This window comes from Halomonas sp. E14, from assembly GCF_052568415.1.
The window spans coordinates 1,451,468-1,470,714 of sequence record NZ_CP199423.1; the positions used below are offsets into that span (position 1 = coordinate 1,451,468).

Below are 19,247 nucleotides of genomic sequence, written 5' to 3' on the forward strand. Positions count from 1 at the left end.
ACGTCATGCACGTGATCATCGACCTTTGCGTGGTTCCTCTCGGCGTCGGCGTGTCGGTTTCGCCGCAGGTTGCAGCCTGTCAGCGGGTCATCGAGGCCTCGGGTCTGGAACATCACATGCACGCCTACGGTACCAACATCGAGGGGCCGTGGGATGAGGTGATGGCGGTGGTCAAACGCTGCCACGAGGAGGTGCATGCCATGGGCGCGCCGCGCATCACCACCACCATCAAACTGGGCACCCGCACCGACCGCGAGCAGTCCATGGCCGACAAGGTGTCGAGCGTAGAAAACAAGCTACGCGGTTCGTGATTCGCTCATGCCGTGGGTAGCGGCGTAAGCCAGGCATCGCCCAGGCGCAGCAGGTGGTCGGTGAGGGCGTCGAGCACCTTGCCGCCCTGGCGCCAGTGATGCCAGTAGAGCGGTACGTCGATCACCTGGCCGGGTGACAGATCGACCAGCCTTCCTTCGGCCAAGTGCGGGCCGGCGTCGATCTCCTGCAGGCGGCCTTCGCTCAGTTCGCGCTGGGCCTGACGCTCCGGCACCATGCCGTAGCCGAGCCCGGCCAGGGCCAGGCCGACGAAACCCTCCGAAGAGGGGCAGAGGTGGTGGGGGAAGGGCGGCTCGACGCCGTGCATGGCCAGGTAGCGGTGCTGCAGGCGGTCGTCGGGGCCGAACACGATGGCCGGCGCCCGGCGCAGCGCCTCAGGGGTGACACCATCGGCGAAATGACGCGCCACGAAGGTGGGGCTGGCCAGGGCGCGATAGCGCATGCTGCCCAGCGGATAACTGCGCGCGCCCTGAACCGGCGTGGGCGAGTCGCAGATACAGCCGGCCACGTCACCGTCGCGCATGCGCTTGAGCGCCACCTCCTGATCCTCCACCACCAGGTCGAACAGCACGGGATGCTCCTCGCAGAAGCGCCCGATGGCCTCCGGCCACCAGGTGGCCAGGCTGTCGGCGTTAATCGCCAGGCGCAGGCGCTGCTCGCCGCTGCCGAGCGCCGGTACCTCGCCGAGCAGGTCGCCTTCCAGCAGGCGCACCTGCTGGGCATGGTTGAGCAGCTTCCGCCCCAGCGGGGTGGGGGCGAGGCGGGGGCTGCGCACCAGCACCGGCTGGCCCAGGCGTGCCTCGAGCAGCTTGATACGCTGCGACACCGCCGATTGCGTAAGGCCCAGGTAGCGTGCGCCGCGCTCAAAACCGCCCTGATCGAGCACCGCCACCAGCGCCTCGAGCAGTTTGTAGTCGAACATTAGCTAAGCTAATCCCTCAGTTAGTTTATTCATTTCTTTCATGGCTGCGGCGAGCTTAGCCTTGGCGACACGAACCGTTCAAACGAAATTGCCAAGGAGAAGACGCAATGTGGTTGTCATGGCTCAACGGACTGTTGATCTGCGCCGGGCTAATCGTTGCCATCGGTGCCCAGAACGCTTTCGTACTGCAGCAGAGCCTGCGCCGTCAGCATGCCTGGCTGGTGGCGGGGGTCTGTGCACTGTGCGACTGGCTGCTGGTTGGCGTCGGCGTGTTGGGCCTCGGCCTACTGATCGCCCAGCAGGAAACGCTGATGGAAGTCGCCCGTTGGGCAGGTGCCGCCTTCCTGGCCTGGCAGGCATCGCTGGCGTTTCGTCGGGCCTTCATCGGGCAGGCGCTGGTCGCGGGTGGCGGCGGTATCCAGTCGTGGCAGGCTGCCCTGGCAGCGACGCTGGCGGTGACTCTGCTCAACCCCCAGGTCTATCTCGAAACCGTGGTTCTGCTTGGCGCCATCGGCGCGGTGCAGCCGAGCCCGCTGGGCTTTTTCATCGGTGCCGCCATGGCGTCGTTCGGCTGGTTCTTCGGCCTGGCGGCGGCAGCGGGCTGGCTGGCGCCGCGGCTGGCCAGCCCCCGTGTGTGGCGAGCCATCGACCTGGTGATCGGGCTCATCCTGGCCTGGGTGGCGTGGCGCTTGGCCAGCGGTGCCATGCTGCCGTGACGCGGGTAGACGAGGCTTGCTGTAACGTTTTTCTTACGGGGCGTCACGCTGACGCACCGCCGGCCAGGGCCGCCGCATGGCGCTTGGCCCGGGTGGCAAGTTTTCCTTACGCGCCGCCGTCGGTGGGGCGGCATTCGCGGTCTCGCTAAGCGACGGGGCGGCGTTCCGGCAGGGCAGGGGGCGCAGTAGGCTGCAGGCAGGTGTCGGCCCGCTGGAGCCGAATGCGACCCAAGTCAGTGCGCCTGACTCGTCAGGCTGACCCGCCCGCTGACCTCATAACAACGGCACTACCCCTGGAGGAAACATGAACGCACCCGCCAACACCGTCTCCCCGATCACCCGGGACAATCCGATCGGCACCAACGGCTTCGAGTTCGTCGAATACAGCGCCCCCAGCGCCGAAGGCATCGAGGAGCTGCGCGCGCTGTTCAACCGCATGGGCTTCACCGAGACGCGCAAGCACCGCTCCAAGCAGGTCTTCCTGTTCCAGCAGGAGAACGTCAACTTCGTGCTCAACGCCGAGCCGGACAGCCACGCCGCCGAGTTTGCCAAGGTGCACGGCCCCTGTGCCTGCGCCATGGCGTGGAAGGTGGCCGACGCCAAGCAGGCCTTCGAGTATGCCCTGGCCCACGGCGCCGAGGCGGTGGAGAACCCGGTAGGTCCCGGCGAGGTGGGCATTCCCGCGGTACGCGGCATCGGTGGCTCGCTGCTCTACTTCGTCGACAACAAGGTCGACAGCGAAGGCCGCACCATCTACGACATCGACTTTGAGCCTATCCTTGGCCGTTCGCCCAACGACAACAGCGTGGGTCTGAAGGTGCTCGATCACCTGACCCACAACGTCGACCGCGGACAGATGGACAAGTGGGCCGATTTCTACACCGAGATCGCCAACTTCCGCGAGAACCGCTACTTCGACATCAAGGGCAAGAAGACCGGTCTGCACTCCCGCGCCATGACCGCGCCCTGCGGCAAGATGCACATTCCGATCAACGAGTCGGCCGACGATAGCTCGCAGATCGCCGAGTTCCTGCGCGAGTACAACGGCGAGGGCATCCAGCACCTGGCCATGGCCACCGACGACATCTACGCCACCGTGCGGGGCCTGAGCGCCAACGGTGTGACCTTCCTCACCACCCCGGATACCTACTACGAGAAGGTCGACACTCGCGTGCCCAACCACGAGGAGAACGTCGAGGATCTGCGCGAGCTGAGCCTGCTGATCGACGGCGGTCCGGACGAGGGCGTACTGCTGCAGATCTTCACCGAGACCGTGATCGGCCCGATCTTCTTCGAGATCATTCAGCGCAAGGGCAACGACGGTTTCGGCGAGGGCAACTTCAAGGCTCTGTTCGAATCCATCGAGGAAGATCAGATCCGCCGCGGCGTGCTCAAGGCCGACTGACCGACAGGCGGCTCCCGGATGCGACGGGAGCCGCTTTTGGTTCCAGGCGCCAGAATGAAAACCTGAACACCTGACCTGATACAAGAAATTGACGTTGCACGCCTGGTGTTGCGCCGGGCATATTGCTGCGTCGATTCAGAACAACGACTCCCCGGGTGACTGATGACTACCGAGCAACAACCCCGTGTCCAGTGGCTAGGCCGCTGGGGCTTCGTGCTGGCGGCGACTGGCTCCGCCGTCGGCCTGGGCAATATCTGGAAGTTTCCCTATATGACCGGCGAGCACGGCGGCGGCGCCTTCGTGCTGGTCTATCTGGTCTGTATCCTGGCGGTGGGTGTGCCGGTGATGATGACCGAGATCGCCTTTGGTCGGCGCGGCCGCGGCAGCCCCATCGATGCGGTGCGCCGCGTGGTAACGGAGTCGGGGCGGTCGCCGCTGTGGTCGCTGCTGGGCTGGATGGCAATGCTGGCCGGCTTCATGATCCTCTCCTTCTACGTGGTGGTGGCCGGCTGGTCGTTCTCCTATCTGTGGAAGATGGTGACCGGTCAGCTGGGCGGCAGCGGCGTGGACGACATGGTGGCGATCTTCGTCGCCAATAACGAAAATCCCTTCAACCTGGGCTTCTGGAGCACTCTGGTAACGCTTGCCACCATGCTGATCGTGGGCAAGGGGGTACAGGCGGGCATTGAGCGCAGCGTCAGCTGGATGATGCCGGGCATGGTCATCATGCTGCTGATCCTGATCGGCTACGGCGTGTTCTCCGGCGGCTTCGGCGAGGCGTGGCGTTTCCTGTTCTCATTCAATACCGGCAGCCTGACCAGCGACGGCATGCTGGCCGCCCTCGGTCATGCCTTCTTTACCCTGTCGCTGGCTTCGGGGGCCATCCTCACCTACGGCAGTTACCTGCCGGCGCGGGCTTCCATCGCCCGCACCACCTTTACCGTGGCCGCTGCCGACACCCTGGTGGCGCTGATGGCGGGGCTGGCGATCTTCCCGATCATCTTCGCCAACGGCATGAGCCCGGAGGGCGGCCCGGGGCTGCTGTTCATGAGCCTGCCGCTGGCGTTCCAGGCCATGCCGCTGGGCACGCTGTTCGGCATCCTGTTCTTCGTGATGCTCTCCATGGCGGCGCTGACCTCGTCAATCTCCATGGTCGAGGCCACGGTCTCCTGGCTCGTCGACAACAAGGGCATCACGCGGCGCACCGCAGCCTGGGGCACCGGGATCGTGCTGTGGCTGGTGAGCACTCTGGCGATGCTGTCGTTCAACCTGGGCGCTGACTGGACCCTGGCGGGACGCCATTTCTTCGACTGGCTGGACTACCTGACCTCGCGCTGGATGATGCCGCTGGGCGGCCTGGGCATGGCGCTGTTGGCCGGCTTCGTGCTGAAGAGCGAGAGTTTCCGCGAGGAGCTGGGCCTGGCGCCGCACTGGCATGCCCTGTGGCTGTTCATGGTGCGCTACGTCAGCCCGCTGGGCATCCTGGTGATCTTCGTCGATGCGCTGGGGATCGCCCGCGTCGAGTTCGGCATGCACTGGCCCTGGCTGCTGGCCGTGCTGGCGCTGATCACGCTGGTCGGCGAGGTGGCAAGCCCGCGGCTGCGTCGCACCCTGGCGGGGTGAAGGCAAGGCTTGCCCCGCCGGGGCAAGCCGCCTCGTGTCGGGCCGGCGGTCATGCGACAATGACGGCCCTGCACGTTCCGAGCGTAGACCATGCCTTCCCCACGCAGTGAATCCATCGCCGAACTCCAGCGCCTGCGTCGCGGCCGTGCGCGGCGCGGCTGGCTCACGCGCAGCTTCCGCCTGCAGGTGATGCTGCTGGTGGGCGTGCTGCTGGCCGGCATGCTGCTGGCGCAGGGGGCCTATCTCAACCACCGCAAGGCCGAGATCATCAGCCAGCAGATGGGCGAGCGGGCGCTGGCGGTGGCGCTCAGCGTGGCGAACATCCCCGAGCTGATCGCCGCCTTCGACGACCCCGACCCCAGCGCTACCATCCAACCGATTGCCGAACGCATTCGCCGCGAAACCGGGGCCCGCTACGTGGTGGTGGGCAACACCGAGAGCCTGCGTTATTCCCACCCGCTGCCGGACCGCCTGGGCTTGCCGATGGTGGGGGGCGACAACGACCGTGCGCTGCTGCACGGCGAATCCTATATCTCCGAGGCAACCGGTTCGCTGGGCGAGGCGATGCGCGGCAAGACGCCGGTCTTCGATGCCGACGGCAACATCATCGGCCTCGTCTCGGTGGGCTTCATGCTCGACCGCGTGGCGCTGGATGTCGGCGAGCACACCAGCCTCGGCTGGTGGCTGGTGGCGCTGATGATCCTGCTCGGCTTCGCCGGTGCCTACGGGCTGTCGCGCCACCTCAAGAAAGTGATCCTCGGCCTCGAACCCTATGAGATCGCGCGCCTGGCCATGGAGAAGGAGGCGATCCTGCAGTCGATCCACGAGGGCATCCTGGCCATCAACCGCGACGGCCAGATCACCTTGGTCAATCACCAGGCGCGGCGCTTCCTGCAGCTGCCGCCCGCCGAGCAGGTGCTGGGTCAGCCGATTCAGGAGGTGGTGCCCAATTCGCGGCTGCTGGAGGTGCTGGCGAGCGGCGAGCGGCAGTTCGACCAGGAGATGTGGCTCGGCGACCATCCGGTGGTGGTCAACCGGGTGCCGGTACGCGGCAGCGGGGAGATCGAGGGGGCGGTGGCGACCTTCCGCAGCCGCCGTGAGATCGTCGACCTCTCCAATGCACTAAGCGCCGCCAGCCGTGACGTGGACACTCTGCGTGCCCAGGCCCACGAATATTCCAACAAGCTCTACACCATTTCGGGCCTGCTGCAGCTCGACCGCATTTCGGATGCCCTGGCGCTGATTCACCACGAGACCCAGCGCCAGCAGGCGCAGATGAACTTTTTGATGAAGCAGGTAGGCGACCCGGTGATCAGCGGCACGCTGCTCGGCAAGCTGACCCGAGCCAGCGAACTGGGCGTGACGCTGGAGATCGATGAGCAGAGTTCGCTGGCGGCGCCCCTGACGGTGAGGGGCCAGGAGGTGGTGATGACCGTGATCGGCAACCTGCTGGACAACGCCTGCCACGCCGCGCTGCAGCAGGGGCACCACCAGCCCCGGGTACGGCTGTTCTTCACCGACCTGGGTGAGCAGCTGCTGATCGAGGTCGAGGACAACGGCCCCGGGGTGCCGCCGGCGCACGTTGAGAAGATCTTCGACGAGGGATTCTCGACCAAGCCGGGCAAGCATCGCGGCATCGGCCTGGCCCTGGTGGCGCAGCTGTGCCGCGACCATGGCGGCGCCATCACCCTGGAGGAGAGCGAACTGGGCGGCGCCTGCTTTGCGGTGGTGCTCGACCGCTCGCTGTGCAGGACGGTGCCGGATAGTACACCCGCTCAGCCGGTGCCGCGCCCGACCTGACCCGTCTGATTACACAAGCACAACGACGCCGCCACAGGGGAGACGCGATGACACCCACGGACAGCCCGGACGCCTGTTACGGCATTCTCATCATCGAGGACGACTTCCGCATTGCCGACATCCACCGTGCCTTCATCGAGCAAAGCGACGGCTTTCGCGTGGTGGGGCTTGCCGCCAACGGCGCCGAGGCGCGCCGGCTCATGGCCCGCCACGGCGACGAGGTGCACCTGGTTCTGCTGGATGCCTACCTGCCCGATGTCGAAGGGCTGGAACTGCTGTGGCAGCTGCGCCGCGACTACCTGCATGCCGATATCGTCATGGTCACCGCGGCGCGGGAGGTGGAGACCATCTCCGAGGCGCTGCGCGGCGGCGTCTTCGACTACCTGATCAAGCCGGCGGAAGCCTCGCGCATGGCGCAGATGCTGGCCCGTTTCCGCCGTGAGCGGGCGGCGCTGGCCGGGCGCAGCGAGATGAGCCAGGAAGAGCTTGATCGGGCGCTGGCCCGGCTGCGGCCGGACCAAGGCGTGGCGGCGGGGACGCGAAGCCTGCCCAAGGGCATCGACCGCTTGACGCTGAGGGCCGTGATCGCTGCCCTGGAAGCGGCGCGCGAACCGCAGGCCGCGATGCAGGTGGCGCGCGTCATGGGCGCAAGCCGGTCTACGGCACGCCGCTATCTGGAGTTTCTCGTGTCGGTACAGGTGGTCAGTGCGGAACTGGGCTACGGTGATGTGGGAAGGCCGGAACGCCGTTATCGGCTGACCGGCGATGTGACGGCCTGGTGTGAAGAGGGTTGATAGGCCCCGTGAACACAATGCGCAAAATGCCCATAACGCACAATTTATCGTTTATGGTCATAAGCTTGTCGCTTCCGGTCGGCATCTTCTAACGTTCACGGCGTATGCGGGCAGAGACCCGCCGTCACCACAGCACAACAACACGACAGTTCCAGGAGTACGCCATGACTGCCAAGCCTGCCCTTATCCGTTTCAGCGCCCTCGTGCTTCCGCTCGCCGCGGTAGCCGGCATGAGTGCCGCCGCCCACGCCGATGACTGGACCCCGACCCGCAATATCGAATTCATCGCCCCGGCCAACCCGGGCGGCGGTTGGGACACCCTGGTGCGCACCACCTCCCGAGTGATTCAGGAAGAGGGCCTGGCTGAGCGCAGTTTCGGCGCCATCAATGTGCCGGGCGGCGGCGGTGCGGTGGCCTGGGCGCAGATCGCCCGTGACCGCGGCAACCCGCACAAGCTGTTCGCCACCAGCCCGCCGATCATCCTGGTGCCGCTGGCGGGTGCCTCCCGCTTCGACCACAACGATTTCACGCCCATCGCCCGGCTGATCACCGACTACTCCATCGTGCTGGTGCGGGAAGATTCCGATTACGGTGACCTGAACGAGCTGTTCGAGGCCATGCGCGAGAATCCGCAGCTGAGCGTGGGCGGCGGCAGCGCCCCCGGCTCCATGGACCATATCTCCATGGCCGGCCTGGCCGCGGCGGCGGGCCTCGATGCCTCCAGCGTCAACTACATCCCGTTCTCCGGCGGCGGTGAGGCCATGACCAGCCTGATGGGCGGCCATGTCGCGGCGGTGATCACCGGCGCGGGCGAAGCCTCCGGCCAGCTGGGCGAGGGCAGCCAGCTGCGTGCCCTGGGCGTCTCGGCACCCGAGCGCATGGGCGGCAACCTGGAGCAGGTGCCGACCTACCAGGAGCAGGGTATCGACTACACCTTCGATATCTGGCGCGGCGTAATGGGCACCCCGGACATGCCGGCCGAGGCGGTCGCGTACTACGAGGAGCTGTTCGCGCAGATGCTCGAGACCGATGGCTGGCAGCAGGCGCGTGACCAGCTGGGCTGGATCGATGCCTACCAGGACAGCGAAGCGTTCGGTGCCTTCCTGGACGAGCAGAAGGAGCAGTTCAGCACCATCCTCGGCGACCTCGGCCTGCTGGGCCAATAACCGACACGACAGCTCCGCTCGGGCCCGGGCCTCGCCTTGCGAGGTTCGGGCGCTCTCGAACGCGACACTTGGGTGACGCCCGCACGGCGGTCGCCCGGGGCAGACTTCCATGACACGAATCAACTCCAACCAGGTCATCGCGGTGATCCTGGCGCTGCTGGCGGCGGGCTACCTGGCCATGGCCTGGCAGATCCCTTCCTTTCCGCTGCCGCGTCCCATCGATTCCGATCTCTTTCCCAAGGTGCTGGGCTTCACCCTGCTGGGGCTTTCGGTGCTGCTGTTCTTCGAAAAGCCGACCGCCAAGGACGTGCCCGAGACGCCCGAGGCCGATGCACAGCCAGAACCCCTGCTGCTGCGGCCCTGGTCGCGCGTGGTGGTGACCGCCATCGCCCTGGCCGCCTATGCGCTGCTGCTGGTGCCGGTGGGCTTCGTGCTGACCTCGGTGGCGCTGGTGTTCGGCCTGGCCGCGTACTACGGCTATCGCCGCCACGCCGTCAACCTGGCCACGTCGCTGGGCGTGGTCCTGGCGCTGTACCTGACCATGACGCGCATCATGGGCGTCTATCTACCCACCGGCGTGCTGCCGATCTGAGCGAACGGAGAGCAAGCCCATGGAAGCCTTGAACAATCTCATGTACGGCTTCGGCATCGCGCTGGAGCCTATCAACATCTTCTACGTTTTCGCCGGTGTGTTTGCCGGCACCGTCATCGGCATGCTGCCGGGGCTGGGCCCGATCAGCGCCCTGGCGCTGATGATCCCGCTGACCTTCGGCATGGACCCCTCGTCGGGACTTATCCTCATGGCCGGGGTCTACTACGGCGCGATCTTCGGCGGCTCGACCTCGTCGATCCTGCTCAATGCCCCGGGTGTGGCAGGTACGGTGGCGACCTCCTTCGATGGCTACCCGATGGCCAAGCAGGGCATGGCGGGCAAGGCGCTGGCCATTGCCGCCTATGCCTCCTTCATCGGTGGCACCGTGTCGATCATCTTCCTGATGATGGTGGCGCCGCTGCTCGGGCGCGTGGCGGTGAGCTTCGGTCCGGCGGAGTACTTCGCACTGATGGTGCTGGGCCTGACCGCCGTAGTCAGTCTGTCCGACAAGTCGCTGGTCAAGGGGCTGATCGCCGCGGTGGTCGGGGTGATGATCTCGATCATGGGCATCGACCTGCAGACCGGCACCGAGCGTTTCACCTTCGGCTCGGTGCACCTGCTCGACGGCATCGAGTTCCTGGTGGTGGCATTGGGCATCTTCGCCCTGACCGAGGTGTTCTTCATGCTGCTGCGCGGCGGCGGCGGGAAGGAGCAGCCGCGCAACGCCATCGGCTCGCTGAAGCTGAGCCGACACGAGGTGCGCGAGATTGCGCCGCCGATCGCCCGCAGCTCGGTGCTGGGCTTCTTCACCGGCGTGCTGCCGGGTGCGGGCGCCACCATCGGCTCCTTTCTCGGCTACAGCATGGAGAAGCGTCTGGCCAAGGATGGAGACACCTTTGGCAAGGGCAACATCAAGGGCGTGGCGGCGCCGGAGTCGGCCAACAACGCGGCCTGTACCGGTTCCTTCGTGCCGCTGTTGACCCTCGGGGTGCCCGGTTCCGGCTCCACGGCAGTGCTGCTCGGCGCGCTGCTGGTGATGGGCGTGTCGCCCGGCCCGGCGATGCTGGTGGATCGCCCCGAGGTGTTCTGGGGCGTGGTGGCCAGCATGTACCTGGGCAACATCTTCCTGCTGGTGCTCAACCTGCCGCTGATCCCCTTGATCGCCAAGGTGCTCGACATGCCGCGGCCGCTGCTGCTGTCGCTGATCCTGATCTTCTGCATGCTGGGTGTGTACGGCATGAGCTTCAGCGTCTTCGACCTGCTGCTGCTGCTCGGCTTCGGCCTGCTGGGGCTCGGCATGCGCCTGTTCGGCTTCCCCGCTGCGCCGCTGATCCTGGCGCTGATCCTCGGCGATATCATGGAGGAGTCGATGCGCCGTGCGCTGCAGATTTCCGGCGGCGACTGGATGATCTTCCTCGACAAGCCGATCTCGCGCTGGCTATTGATCATTGCCGTGGCCTCGCTGCTGCTGCCGATGGTGAAGCGCTTCGTGCAGCGCCGGAATACGGCCCGCTAGCCGGACCGCCGCCTGCCACTCACGAAGGGAGCCCCACGGGGCTCCCTTCGCTGTTTAGGGGCGGGCGCTGAACCCTTCGACTGGTCCTGGCTGCGCCTGCGCGGCGCGGTTGCACGCTGCTGGTGCAAGCGGTGAGTGCGCCGGCGTCGGCATGCACCGCCAGGGCTCCCCTGGCTGCACGCCCGTGGTGCGACAGGGGAGCTTCGTCGTGTGATTGGCAATCACATCTTTTTGAAACTATGGGTAATTTTTTCTCGGTGCAGGGGTTGGCGCATGGGTTGCAAAGTCTTGTCGGTTTGCCGGCACTGCCGTTGGGCAGTGTTCGTTCACCACAACAAGCCCTTCCAAAGAAGGCGACAGGAGAACCCATATGAACGCTTCCCGTCACACCAAGGCTTTCCCGCTTCGTCCCATGGCCACGGCGCTGCTTGCTGCTGGACTGCTGGGGGTGGGTAGCCAGGCGCTGGCCGACAGCCATCCGATCAAGGTCGGCATCCTTCACTCGCTCTCCGGCACCATGGCGATCAGCGAATCGACGCTGAAGGATACCGTCGAGATGCTCATTGCCCAGCAGAACGAGCAGGGTGGCCTGCTCGGGCGCGAGCTCCAGGCGGTGGTGGTCGACCCGGCTTCGAACTGGCCACTGTTCGCCGAGCGTGCCCGTGAGCTGCTCGAGCAGCACCAGGTGGACGTGGTGTTCGGCAACTGGACCTCGGTATCACGTAAGGCGGTGCTGCCGGTGTTCGAGGAGCTCAACGGCCTGCTGTTCTATCCGGTGCAGTACGAGGGCGAGGAGTCCTCCGAGAACGTCTTCTACACCGGGGCGGCGCCCAACCAGCAGGCGATACCGGCGGTGGAGTACCTGATCAACGAGATGGGCATCGAGCGTTTTGCCCTGATCGGCACCGACTATGTCTATCCGCGCACCACCAATCGCATCCTCGAGGCCTTCCTCAAGGAGGAGCACGGCGTGGCGGATGACGACATCCTGGTCAACTACACCCCCTTCGGGCACTCCGACTGGCAGAACATCGTGGCGGAGGTGCGGCGCTTCGGCAGTGAGGGCAAGCGCACGGCGGTGGTCTCGACCATCAACGGCGACGCCAACGTGCCGTTCTACCGCGAACTCGGCAACCAGGGCATCGACGCCGGCGATATCCCGGTCATCGCCTTCTCGGTGGGTGAGCAGGAGCTCTCCGGCATCGACACCGCTCCGCTGGTGGGCCACCTGGCGGCATGGAACTACTTCATGAGCGTGGACACCGACGCCAACTACGACTTCATCGACGCCTGGATCGAGTGGAGCGGTGATGAGGAGGCGGTCACCAATGACCCCATGGAGGCGCATTTCATCGGCTTCAACATGTGGGCCGAGGCGGTGCGCAAGGCCGGCACCACCGATCCCGATGCGATCAAGGATGCGATCATCGGCGTGACCGTGCCCAACCTCTCCGGCGGCTATGCCGCGATGATGCCCAACCACCACATCACCAAGCCGGTGCTGATCGGCGAGATCCAGGACAACGGCCAGTTCGACATCGTGTGGCAGACGCCCTCCACGGTGGCCGGCGATGCCTGGTCCGATTACCTGCCGGGCTCGCGCGACCTGATGGCCGACTGGCAGGCGCCGATGCGCTGCGGCAACTTCAACGTGGCCACGGGCCGCTGCGGCGGCAGCACGGCGGCCGAAGAGGCCGAAGCGGCGCTGGCCGAGTAAGTCCCGCCCCCCGCTGCCCAAGTGCAGTGGGGGAGCACGCCTTCTCTACCGATTCGAGGAACGCTGCGATGAATTACCCCCCGATTCCCGGCCAGGAGACGGCCGGGGCGAGGGCCGGCGGCGCCGTGGCCAGGGGCGAACATGACGCCACGCCTCGCGCCTTCTGGCCGATACGGATTGTGCTGGCGCTGGTGTTGGCGCTCGGTTTCATCATGACGACTCCCGCCATGGCGCAGGATGCCGACACGCACGATGCCGCCGAGGCGCTGCTCGAGGCGCTGGACGTTACCAGTTTCGTCGCCAAGGGCGAGGCCATCGCTGCCGTGGCCGAAAGCGAGGATCCGCGGTCGCGCTACTGGCTGCAGGCGCTGCTCGACGGACGCCTGCAGCGCGACCAGGACGGGCGTTTCGTGGTGGTGGTCGACAACAGCGGGCGCAACTGGCCGGTGGAGGATGCACTGACCGGCGAGCCGCTGGGCGAGATGTCGCGCCGCGAGCTGGACCGCATTGGCATCAACAACGCCCTGCGCAACCAGCTGCGTAGCCTGATTGCGGTGGTCGACCTGTATGCCGCCGACGTGCGGCTGCGGCGGGCCTCGGCCGAGCGTCTGCTGGGCGAGGTCGACGACGACCTGGCGGGACCGCTGGCCGAGGTGATCGCCGAGGAGCCCGATGCCCGGGTCCGCGAACGGCTGGTCCAGGCGCTGGCCATCTACCGCCTGGAACAGGGGGAGATCGAGGCAATCGACGATCTGCGCGGCAGCCTGCACCCCCGCGTGCGTGTCGCGCTCGCCCGCGCGGCGTCGGGCGCGATGGAGGGCCGTGCCGCCAACGGCGACGATCCGGTCGTGGCCGACGCCGCTCGTGAGGCATTGAACGGCATCGAGCAGATGCTCAAGGTCAACCGCGCCGCCGAGACGCTCTATTTCGGTCTTTCGCTCGGCTCGGTGCTGGTACTCGCCGCCATCGGCCTGGCCATCACCTTCGGCGTGATGGGCGTGATCAACATGGCTCACGGCGAGCTGATCATGCTCGGCGCCTATACCACCTGGATGATGCAGCAGCTGCTGCCCGGCCAGCCGGGGCTGGCTCTGATCCTGTCGCTGCCCGCCGGGTTCCTGGTAGCGGCGCTGGCGGGCATCGCCATCGAGCGTGGCGTGATCCAGTTCCTCAAGGGGCGGCCGCTGGAGACGCTGCTGGCCACCTTCGGCATCAGCCTGATCCTGCAGCAGCTGGTGCGTACCGCCATCTCGCCGCTCAACCGCACGGTGGTCACTCCCGAGTGGATGAGCGGCTCCATCGCCATCAACGATGCGCTGTCGCTCACCCTCAATCGGCTCTACGTGCTCGGCTTTGCGCTGGTGGTGTTTGCCGCGCTGATGCTGATCATGCGCCGCACCCGGCTAGGGCTCGAGGTGCGGGCGGTGACCCAGAACCGCGCCATGGCGCGTTCGATGGGCATTCGCGCCACGCGGGTCGACATCATGACCTTTGCCCTGGGCTCGGGGGTGGCGGGGCTGGCCGGTGTGGCGCTCAGCCAGCTCACCAACGTGGGGCCCAACCTGGGCCAGAGCTACATCATCGACTCCTTCATGGTGGTGGTGTTCGGCGGGGTGGGCAACCTGTGGGGCACGCTGGTGGCGGGGCTCTCGCTCGGTGTCATCAATCAGGTTCTCGAACCCTGGGCCGGTGCGGTGCTGGCCAAGATCATCGTGCTGGTGTTCATCATCCTGTTCATTCAAAAGCGCCCCCGGGGACTCTTCCCGCAGAAGGGCCGGGCGGCGGAGGGCTGATTCATGCAAGCACAACGATTCTGGCTGCTGCGGCCGTTCGGCGAGCGTTCAACGCTGATCTTTCTCGCCGTGCTGCTGGCGGCGATGACCCTGGTGACCGTGCTGCACGTGGCGCTGCCGCCAGGCCATCCGCTCTACGTCAGTGCTTATACCGTTAACTTGTTCGGCAAGTATCTGAGCTATGCGCTGCTGGCGGTGGCGGTGGATCTGGTGTGGGGCTATCTCGGTATCCTCAGCCTCGGGCATGGCGCTTTCTTCGCCCTGGGCGGCTACGCCATGGGCATGTACCTGATGCGCCAGATCGGCGACCGCGGCGTCTACGGCCACCCGGTGCTGCCCGATTTCATGGTGTTCCTCAACTGGGACAGCCTGCCGTGGTACTGGTACGGCTTCGACATGGCCTGGTTCGCCTTTCTGATGGTGCTGCTGGTGCCGGGGGCGCTGGCGCTGGTGTTCGGCTTCCTGGCGTTTCGCTCGCGAGTCACCGGGGTGTATCTGTCGATCATCACCCAGGCGCTCACCTTCGCCCTGATGCTGGCCTTTTTCCGTAACGAGATGGGCTTCGGCGGCAACAACGGGCTGACCGATTTCCGCGAGATCCTCGGCTTCAACCTGCGCAGCAGCGACACCCGGCTGGGGCTGTTCCTGGCCACCGGCGTGGCCCTGGCGCTGGGCTACGTGCTGTGTCGGGCCATCGTGACCAGCAAGCTGGGCCGGGTGTGCGTGGCGACCCGCGACGCCGAGGCGCGCACGCGGTTTCTCGGCTACCGGGTCGAGCGTTTCCAGCTGTTTGTGTTCGTGGTCTCGGCCATGCTGGCAGGGCTTGCCGGGGCGCTCTACGTGCCCCAGGTCGGCATCATCAATCCCAGCGAATTCTCGCCGCTGTTCTCCATCGAGATCGTGCTGTGGGTGGCGCTGGGCGGTCGTGCCACGCTCTATGGGGCGGTGATCGGGGCGATCCTGGTCAACTACGCCAAGACGGTGTTCACCGGGGCGATGCCGGACGCCTGGCTGTTTGCCCTGGGCGGGCTGTTCGTGCTGGTCACGGTATTCCTGCCCAGGGGCGTGGCGGGGCTGCTGGCGCTCAGGCTACGCCGCCGCCAACACGATGACGCATCACCCACGGGCAAGGAGGCGACGGCATGAGCATTCTCAAATCCCTGGCCACGCGTGACCGGGTGTTCGATTTCCTGGTGCCGGCGGCGTCGCCTGTCGACGTGCGCCACGGGCCGATCCTCTACCTGGAGGACGTGACGGTCAGCTTCGACGGCTTCAAGGCGATCAACGACCTGAACCTGACCATCGACGACGGCGAGCTGCGCTGCATCATCGGGCCCAACGGTGCCGGCAAGACCACCATGATGGACATCATCACCGGCAAGACCCGGCCGGATACCGGTTCGGTGTGGTTCGGCAGCCGCCATGACCTGCTGACCATGAACGAGCCAGAGATCGCCAGCCTCGGTATCGGGCGCAAGTTCCAGAAGCCCACGGTGTTCGAGGCGCTCAGCGTATTCGACAACCTGGAGCTGGCCATGGCCGCCGACAAGCGCATCCTGCCCACACTCACCGCGCGAATGAGCGGCGAGATACGCGACCGCATCGACGAAGTGCTGGCGACCATCGGGCTGTTGGCGCTGCGCGAGCGCCAGGCGGGGATTCTCTCCCACGGCCAGAAGCAATGGCTGGAGATCGGCATGCTGCTGATGCAGCGCCCGCGCCTGCTGCTGGTGGACGAGCCGGTGGCGGGCATGACCGAGCAGGAGATGGAGCGTACCGCCGAACTGCTCACTGGGCTTGCCGGCAAGCAATCCGTTGTCGTGGTGGAGCACGACATGGGCTTCGTGCGCTCGATTGCGCGCAAGGTAACGGTGCTGCATCAGGGCAGCGTACTGGCGGAGGGCAGCATGGATCAGGTCGCCAGCGACCCACGGGTGATCGAAGTCTACCTGGGTGCCGAAGCCGAAGAGGAGACGCTCTGATGCTGGCGATCGACAAGCTCAACCAGTTCTATGGCGAGAGCCACACGCTGTGGGATCTCGACCTGGCCGTGCCGGCAGGGCAGTGCACCTGCGTGATGGGCCGCAACGGGGTGGGCAAGACCACCCTGATGAAGGCCGTCATGGGCGAGGTGAAGGTCTCTTCCGGCAGCATCCGCTATGCCGACGACGTCGAGCTGACCAGGCGGCGGGTGGAGGATCGCTCGCGCCTGGGCATCGGCTACGTGCCGCAGGGGCGACAGATCTTTCCGCTTCTCACGGTGGAAGAGAACCTGCGCACCGGCCTGGCGGCACGGGGCGACGGCAGGCGCAGCATCCCGGAGCGCATCTACGAGCTCTTTCCGGTGCTCAAGGAGATGAAGCACCGCCGCGGCGGCGACCTCTCCGGCGGGCAGCAGCAGCAGCTGGCCATCGGCCGGGCGCTGGTGATCGAACCGCGCCTGCTGATCCTCGACGAGCCGGGCGAGGGCATCCAGCCCAATATCGTGACCCTGATCGGCGAGGTGATTCGCAGGCTGATCGAGGAGGACGGTCTCACCGTGCTGCTGGTGGAGCAGAAGCTGCCCTTCGCACGCAAGTACGCCGACCGCTTCGTGATCATGGATCGCGGCAGGCCGGTGGCCAGGGGCGAGATCGGCGAGCTCACCGATGGGCTGATCAAGGAGCACCTGACGGTATAGCACCGCAGGAGCGTGCCCCTGCGGTGCTGGCGCCGGCGCGCCCTGGTCAGTGGCTGAAGGGGAGCGAGGAGTGGTGCAGCACGATGCGCAGCTCTCCCTCGTCGTCCAGGTGGTAGCCCCAGGTCTTGTCGACGGTGGTGGTGTTGCCGTCGGCATCGAGAATCGAGACGGTGCCCAGGGTCATGGCAACGTCACCGCTGATGAAAATGGCGGCGTTGTCGATCTTGACCTCCTGCCAGCCCTTCAGTGCGAAGCCGCTGTCGGCGGGGAAGTCCTCGTCGTGCCCGACGAAGTAGGCCAGCGCGCCCTCGGGAGTGGTGCGGAAGGTATGCGGGGCCTCGGCCAGGGTGGGCTTGAACAGCACCGGCCCCATTGCATAGCCGTACGCGCTGTCGATGATGTCGCGGGCAAGGGCGGTGGCGGCATCGATGCCTTCTTCCTCGTAGGTGCTCGAGATCGCGACCAGGGCGTCGCCCCAAGCCTGCTGGGCTGCAAGCACCTGCTCCTCGGTGATGTCGCCACCCAGGTGAGTGACTGGGGCGGCGCTGGCCAGTGCGCTCATGCCAAGACCCAGGGCGGCAGCGGCAATCGTCGTCTTGAACATCACGAATTCTCCCTTTCGGTTAGGTGAACAGTACATTCGAAAATGCGCTGTCACTCTAGCGCAGCCCTGCGGCGAAGCCATTGCGGCCGTCGGCGCTTCCACGGTTTTTCCCCTTATTCGGCTGCCCTGCGGCCTGCTGCGCTCGAACCGCTCGCTGCGCTGTTGCTCATGCACCATCGTGGTTCGACTGTTCGGGCAGCTGCACCGGCGTGATGCAAATGAGCGCCGGCAGCTGCACCTCGATGTGGCAAGAATGTGTCTCGGGTCTGGGGTGGGTGTTATTCAAGCTTTTGATAATGAACAATTTAAAGAGAGTGCTCAGGCTGTGGTACGGGCCTTGCTACTTCTGGGCAGATACGCTGAACGAGCCGCCCATGACCGCTTTCGCCACCTCCGCTTTCGCCAAGCCAGCGCCGCACTCCGGCCATCGCTTCGATGCCGAGCGTCACTGGGCGGCGTCGCTGACGCTCGGCTTCGACTGCCGCGATGGGCGTACGCGTATGGTCGAGGCGCGCCACCGCGGCCCGCTACGGGTGCAGCGGCCTTTCTACCCGGAAGGGCGAGATGGCGCCTGCCACGTCTACTTGCTGCATCCACCCGGCGGGTTGGTCAGCGGCGATGCCTTGAGCATCGCCGCGCGGGTCGAGCCGCAAGCCCATGCGCTGCTGACCACGCCTGCCGCCAACAAGCTCTACCGGGCCGACAGCCACGGCGTGGCCTGGGAACAGCGCACCAGTCTTAAGGTATCGCAGCACGGCATTCTCGAATGGCTGCCCCAGGAGACCATCGCCTTCGATGGCTCGCGGGGCGTGCAGGAGACGCTCATCGAACTCGAGGCGGGGGCGCGCTGCCTGGGCTGGGAAGTACTGGCGCTGGGCCGGCCGGCGAGCCGGCTGCCTTATGTGTCGGGACGCATCGATCAGCGCTTCCGGCTGTATCGCGACGGCAAGCCATTGTGGCTGGAGCGCCAACCGCTCGATCCGGCTCACCCGCGCTTCACCGGTCGCTGGGGGCAGGGCGGCGCCAGCGTACAGGCCACTTTATGGGCCGTGGGTCTCAGTGACGAAACCGCCGCCATCGAGGCACTGCGTGAGGCGCTCGCGGCGAGCCCGCGCTGGGCGGTGACCGTGCGCCACGGCGTACTGCTGCTGCGCTACCTCGGCCATGAACGCAACGAAGCCTGGGAGATCTGCCGGCAGGCCTGGGCCTGCCTGAGGCCGCTGCTCATCGGTGTGCCCGCTCATCCGCCCCGTATCTGGTTCACCTGACTCACCAGGAGAGACGCATGGAACTGACCCCGAGAGACAAGGACAAGCTGCTGCTGTTCTCCGCCGCCCAGCTGGCCGAACGACGCCGGGCCCGCGGCCTCAAGCTCAACTATCCCGAGGCCGTGGCGCTGATCAGCTTCGAGATCATGGAAGGTGCGCGCGACGGGCGCAGCGTGGCCGAGCTGATGAGCTACGGTCGCGAGATCCTCGGCCGCGACGATGTGATGGAGGGGGTCGCCGAGATGGTGCACGAAGTGCAGGTCGAGGCCACCTTTCCCGACGGCACCAAACTAGTGACTGTCCACTCACCCATTGTGTAAG

At 66.2% G+C, this 19,247-nt stretch carries 18 protein-coding genes; 16 read left to right on the plus strand and 2 right to left on the minus strand.

What is annotated here, in order from left to right; genetic code table 11:
* Positions 1–5 precede the first annotated feature (5 nt).
* Positions 6–311: an MTH1187 family thiamine-binding protein gene (locus ACT7B3_RS06695; protein ID WP_445157315.1), complete on the plus strand. Its 306-nt coding sequence runs from the start codon at positions 6–8 to the stop codon at positions 309–311.
* 5 nt (positions 312–316) lie between these two features.
* Here the strand turns inward: ACT7B3_RS06695 and ACT7B3_RS06700 are convergent, their stop codons facing one another.
* Positions 317–1,252 carry a LysR family transcriptional regulator ArgP gene (locus tag ACT7B3_RS06700; RefSeq protein ID WP_445157316.1) on the minus strand — a complete coding sequence of 312 codons (936 nt, stop codon included), beginning with the start codon at positions 1,250–1,252 and terminating at the stop codon, positions 317–319.
* A gap of 107 nt (positions 1,253–1,359) precedes the next feature.
* Between ACT7B3_RS06700 and ACT7B3_RS06705 the strand changes: the two genes are divergently transcribed.
* From ACT7B3_RS06705 to urtE, 13 genes are all read left to right on the plus strand, one after another.
* Positions 1,360–1,968 carry a LysE/ArgO family amino acid transporter gene (locus ACT7B3_RS06705; protein ID WP_445157317.1) on the plus strand — a complete coding sequence of 203 codons (609 nt, stop codon included), beginning with the start codon at positions 1,360–1,362 and terminating at the stop codon, positions 1,966–1,968.
* A 304-nt stretch (positions 1,969–2,272) separates the two neighbouring features.
* Positions 2,273–3,373, plus strand: coding sequence for a 4-hydroxyphenylpyruvate dioxygenase (hppD, locus tag ACT7B3_RS06710; protein WP_445157318.1), 1,101 nt, complete (start codon positions 2,273–2,275; stop codon positions 3,371–3,373).
* A 162-nt stretch (positions 3,374–3,535) separates the two neighbouring features.
* The gene (locus ACT7B3_RS06715) at positions 3,536–4,996 is read left to right on the plus strand and encodes a sodium-dependent transporter (RefSeq protein WP_445157319.1); all 1,461 of its coding nucleotides are present in this window, start codon (positions 3,536–3,538) and stop codon (positions 4,994–4,996) included.
* Between the two features lie 90 nt (positions 4,997–5,086).
* Entirely contained in the window at positions 5,087–6,796 is a 1,710-nt protein-coding gene (locus ACT7B3_RS06720; RefSeq protein ID WP_445157320.1) for an ATP-binding protein, read from the plus strand.
* Positions 6,797–6,843: 47 nt separating this feature from the next.
* Positions 6,844–7,590, plus strand: a complete 747-nt coding sequence (locus ACT7B3_RS06725) for a response regulator (RefSeq protein WP_445157321.1) — start codon at positions 6,844–6,846, stop codon at positions 7,588–7,590.
* A 164-nt stretch (positions 7,591–7,754) separates the two neighbouring features.
* Positions 7,755–8,756: a tripartite tricarboxylate transporter substrate binding protein gene (locus tag ACT7B3_RS06730; protein WP_445157322.1), complete on the plus strand. Its 1,002-nt coding sequence runs from the start codon at positions 7,755–7,757 to the stop codon at positions 8,754–8,756.
* A 109-nt stretch (positions 8,757–8,865) separates the two neighbouring features.
* Complete coding sequence (locus ACT7B3_RS06735; protein ID WP_444677904.1) at positions 8,866–9,348, plus strand: tripartite tricarboxylate transporter TctB family protein; 483 nt, start codon at positions 8,866–8,868, stop codon at positions 9,346–9,348.
* Positions 9,349–9,367: 19 nt separating this feature from the next.
* Positions 9,368–10,864, plus strand: coding sequence for a tripartite tricarboxylate transporter permease (locus ACT7B3_RS06740; RefSeq protein ID WP_444677903.1), 1,497 nt, complete (start codon positions 9,368–9,370; stop codon positions 10,862–10,864).
* A gap of 370 nt (positions 10,865–11,234) precedes the next feature.
* Positions 11,235–12,581, plus strand: coding sequence for an urea ABC transporter substrate-binding protein (gene urtA / locus ACT7B3_RS06745; protein WP_445157323.1), 1,347 nt, complete (start codon positions 11,235–11,237; stop codon positions 12,579–12,581).
* A 212-nt stretch (positions 12,582–12,793) separates the two neighbouring features.
* Positions 12,794–14,374, plus strand: coding sequence for an urea ABC transporter permease subunit UrtB (gene urtB, locus ACT7B3_RS06750; protein WP_445158851.1), 1,581 nt, complete (start codon positions 12,794–12,796; stop codon positions 14,372–14,374).
* Positions 14,375–14,377: 3 nt separating this feature from the next.
* On the plus strand, positions 14,378–15,520 hold the full coding sequence (gene urtC, locus ACT7B3_RS06755) for an urea ABC transporter permease subunit UrtC (RefSeq protein WP_445157324.1): 1,143 nt from the start codon (positions 14,378–14,380) through the stop codon (positions 15,518–15,520).
* A complete protein-coding gene (gene urtD / locus ACT7B3_RS06760; protein ID WP_445157325.1) occupies positions 15,517–16,356 on the plus strand; it encodes an urea ABC transporter ATP-binding protein UrtD in 840 nt (279 codons plus the stop codon). The genes urtC and urtD overlap by 4 nt, the downstream gene beginning before the upstream one ends.
* Complete coding sequence (urtE, locus tag ACT7B3_RS06765; RefSeq protein ID WP_445157326.1) at positions 16,356–17,054, plus strand: urea ABC transporter ATP-binding subunit UrtE; 699 nt, start codon at positions 16,356–16,358, stop codon at positions 17,052–17,054. Before urtD ends, urtE begins: the two co-directional genes overlap by 1 nt.
* 46 nt (positions 17,055–17,100) lie before the next feature.
* On the opposite strand, the gene ACT7B3_RS06770 is transcribed toward urtE, so the two are convergent.
* Entirely contained in the window at positions 17,101–17,658 is a 558-nt protein-coding gene (locus ACT7B3_RS06770; RefSeq protein WP_445157327.1) for a phosphoribosyl-AMP cyclohydrolase, read from the minus strand.
* Between the two features lie 374 nt (positions 17,659–18,032).
* Between ACT7B3_RS06770 and ACT7B3_RS06775 the strand changes: the two genes are divergently transcribed.
* The gene (locus ACT7B3_RS06775; RefSeq protein WP_445157328.1) at positions 18,033–18,926 is read left to right on the plus strand and encodes an urease accessory protein UreD; all 894 of its coding nucleotides are present in this window, start codon (positions 18,033–18,035) and stop codon (positions 18,924–18,926) included.
* A 17-nt stretch (positions 18,927–18,943) separates the two neighbouring features.
* A complete protein-coding gene (locus tag ACT7B3_RS06780) occupies positions 18,944–19,246 on the plus strand; it encodes an urease subunit gamma (RefSeq protein ID WP_103967785.1) in 303 nt (100 codons plus the stop codon).
* Position 19,247: the final 1 nt, after the last annotated feature.

Coding starts and splice junctions, on each gene's coding strand:
- ACT7B3_RS06695 (WP_445157315.1), top strand. CDS start 6: ATGCACGTGATCATCGACCTTTGCGTGGTTCCTCTCGGCGTCGGCGTG.
- ACT7B3_RS06700 (WP_445157316.1), bottom strand. CDS start 1,252: ATGTTCGACTACAAACTGCTCGAGGCGCTGGTGGCGGTGCTCGATCAG.
- ACT7B3_RS06705 (WP_445157317.1), top strand. CDS start 1,360: ATGTGGTTGTCATGGCTCAACGGACTGTTGATCTGCGCCGGGCTAATC.
- hppD (WP_445157318.1), top strand. CDS start 2,273: ATGAACGCACCCGCCAACACCGTCTCCCCGATCACCCGGGACAATCCG.
- ACT7B3_RS06715 (WP_445157319.1), top strand. CDS start 3,536: ATGACTACCGAGCAACAACCCCGTGTCCAGTGGCTAGGCCGCTGGGGC.
- ACT7B3_RS06720 (WP_445157320.1), top strand. CDS start 5,087: ATGCCTTCCCCACGCAGTGAATCCATCGCCGAACTCCAGCGCCTGCGT.
- ACT7B3_RS06725 (WP_445157321.1), top strand. CDS start 6,844: ATGACACCCACGGACAGCCCGGACGCCTGTTACGGCATTCTCATCATC.
- ACT7B3_RS06730 (WP_445157322.1), top strand. CDS start 7,755: ATGACTGCCAAGCCTGCCCTTATCCGTTTCAGCGCCCTCGTGCTTCCG.
- ACT7B3_RS06735 (WP_444677904.1), top strand. CDS start 8,866: ATGACACGAATCAACTCCAACCAGGTCATCGCGGTGATCCTGGCGCTG.
- ACT7B3_RS06740 (WP_444677903.1), top strand. CDS start 9,368: ATGGAAGCCTTGAACAATCTCATGTACGGCTTCGGCATCGCGCTGGAG.
- urtA (WP_445157323.1), top strand. CDS start 11,235: ATGAACGCTTCCCGTCACACCAAGGCTTTCCCGCTTCGTCCCATGGCC.
- urtB (WP_445158851.1), top strand. CDS start 12,794: ATGACGACTCCCGCCATGGCGCAGGATGCCGACACGCACGATGCCGCC.
- urtC (WP_445157324.1), top strand. CDS start 14,378: ATGCAAGCACAACGATTCTGGCTGCTGCGGCCGTTCGGCGAGCGTTCA.
- urtD (WP_445157325.1), top strand. CDS start 15,517: ATGAGCATTCTCAAATCCCTGGCCACGCGTGACCGGGTGTTCGATTTC.
- urtE (WP_445157326.1), top strand. CDS start 16,356: ATGCTGGCGATCGACAAGCTCAACCAGTTCTATGGCGAGAGCCACACG.
- ACT7B3_RS06770 (WP_445157327.1), bottom strand. CDS start 17,658: ATGTTCAAGACGACGATTGCCGCTGCCGCCCTGGGTCTTGGCATGAGC.
- ACT7B3_RS06775 (WP_445157328.1), top strand. CDS start 18,033: ATGACCGCTTTCGCCACCTCCGCTTTCGCCAAGCCAGCGCCGCACTCC.
- ACT7B3_RS06780 (WP_103967785.1), top strand. CDS start 18,944: ATGGAACTGACCCCGAGAGACAAGGACAAGCTGCTGCTGTTCTCCGCC.